Raw genomic sequence first — 1790 nt, 5'->3', positions numbered from 1 at the left:
CTCCCTCTATAAAATAACGATTTTCTCGTTTTTTCTTTGAATTTCTTCGATTTTCATGAACATAGACGTTTTGTAGACATCAGAAATAAGGATAGATATTGAATATTTATAAATTTTTGGATAGATAGAATGTAGTGGAACAAACTCCATCATCCAATTTTTTGAAAATGGAGGACTTTTCCTTATGATCGCACCAATGGATCTCCACTTGTCTCATGGCGGTGTACCCTCCCATGTCTCACGGAGTCCTTCGCTCCTACATTCCTTCGTTCAGCCTATCCATGAGGTGGAGGTCGGAATATGCTCCTTTACTGGGTCTAAGCCCGTATGGTGTGATAACGCCCGACTTCTCCGTGCTTCTGATGTCTATCTTTGATACGTGTTTTCAGGTTAAGCGACTTCCTGCAATGTCTTTAAGTGTGGAATATCTTGTATCATTTTCTCTTCACTGAACGAAATTTGACGTCGACCAATGACGAATAAGATTCGAATGAGTTTACTACATAAAGCGACAAGAGACTGCTTACCGGTTAATGGGTTATTAGGCCTTGTACGATAGTATTCATGTAACGCTTTAAACGCTTGGTTTTTCGCTGATAGGGGCATCACGACTCGAAATAAGAGAGCTCGCAGTCGTTTTCGTCCTCGTTTACTTATCGTCGTTTTTCCTCTGTGTTGACCGGATTCATTCTTTTTTAGGTTCAGCCCCGCCAGTTTGATGATTTGGCGTGGATGCTGATATTGGTTGATGTCGCCCACTTCAGCGAAAAAGCCGACAACCGTCATTTCTCCGATGCCTTTGATCTCACACATCTCTTTGGCCCCTGGGATTGTTTGAACCATTTCGCTTAACTGCTTTTCAAGTTCATTTAGACGATGAGTTAAATACTCGTATTTCTCGAGTAAATAACGCAACTCTTCTTTGGCCATTTGAGTGCCCGTTTGAAGCCCAATGGAGGCTTTTGCCACCTCTTTTAACTGCTCAATTCGCTTCATTCCGACTGCCCGGTTGGCCACTTTCTTCACTTCCCAAAGAAGCCGTTCGGATGGAATCTTTGCGATTTCTTTTGGAAGACATCCCATTTTTAAAATCTGCAGCGCTGCTTTTCCGGTCCAATCTTTAAACACCGTAAGAAACTCAGGAAAATAGCGATCCAGCCAATTGTGTACTTGGGCTTGAACCGCATATAGATCCTGTGTCACCATGTCATGAAGTTTCATGCCTTCACGTAATTCTGCGTAGATTCCCTCTGGAAGAATCGGGATGGAATATCGTCCATCCTTGACAAGTTGGGCTATGACTTTTGCGTCTTTCACGTCATTTTTCGTAGGAGAGTTGTCATCCAACTCTTTACTTCGTTTCACATGCATCGGGTTCACGGTGACACATCGGATGTCATGTGATTGTAAGAAGTAAGCGAAATTCAGCCAATAGTGTCCGGTTGGCTCCATTCCTACGATGACATCTCTTTTTTCATGTTGGTTCATCAAGGTGTGTACCCAATTTAAAAACGTTTGAAACCCTGTTCTTGAGTTTTCAACTATAACGGCCTTCGATAGATCGAATCCCCGGTAATCTTGAGCTCTTGCCACGTGTTTGTGTTTCGCGATATCAACGCCAATGATTAACGTGTGTTCAGTGATTTGTCTAATTTTCGAATTTCGGTTATAATTCATATCAGGTCCTCCTTGGTTTATTAGTTAGGGGTCAAGTCCTTGACACCCTGTATCATACCAAGGGGACTTTTTTTGTTTCAAACCTCATTTTTCCTCATTACAGGAATGCTCCT

1 protein-coding gene is annotated in these 1790 nt (G+C 42.2%); it reads right to left on the bottom strand.

The window, feature by feature from the left end:
* Positions 1–390: 390 nt before the first annotated feature.
* Complete coding sequence (locus tag B9L23_RS19750) at positions 391–1677, bottom strand: IS110 family RNA-guided transposase (protein ID WP_089098366.1); 1287 nt, start codon at positions 1675–1677, stop codon at positions 391–393.
* Between the last annotated feature and the right edge of the window lie 113 nt (positions 1678–1790).

The organism is Parageobacillus galactosidasius (genome assembly GCF_002217735.1).
Taxonomy (GTDB): Bacteria; Bacillota; Bacilli; order Bacillales; family Anoxybacillaceae; genus Parageobacillus_B; species Parageobacillus_B toebii.
The sequence above is the reverse complement of the archived record's forward strand: the minus strand, read 5'-3'. Positions and strand labels throughout refer to the sequence as shown.